At 37.5% G+C, this 259-nt stretch carries 1 protein-coding gene; it reads right to left on the bottom strand.

The annotated features are described in order from the left end of the window. The coding region (locus UUA_RS19780) for a hypothetical protein (RefSeq protein WP_202946905.1) at window positions 1-259 on the bottom strand (259 nt) is incomplete at both ends.

Genomic DNA, 259 nt, shown 5'->3' with positions numbered 1-259 from the left:
ATTCATTGCCTACACCATCGGCTTTATTTACAACACCCAAACCTATATTTGCTTGTGTATTGAATGAAGCATATTCAATAATGAAAAGCATTTGGGTTACCGATGCAGATAAAACATCAGAAATTTGCCATCCAACCCCTCTATTATTGGCAAGCTTTCTCATATTTGCTCTGGTCAAGTTTTGTGTCAAACCGCTTGCTGGTTTTGCATAAGCAATTGAAGAAAGCTTATCTGCATTAAAGTCAGCAATCTGCTCATC

This window comes from Rhodanobacter thiooxydans LCS2, assembly GCF_000264375.1.
GTDB lineage: Bacteria > Pseudomonadota > Gammaproteobacteria > Xanthomonadales > Rhodanobacteraceae > Rhodanobacter > Rhodanobacter thiooxydans.
The sequence above is the reverse complement of the archived record's forward strand: the minus strand, read 5'-3'. Positions and strand labels throughout refer to the sequence as shown.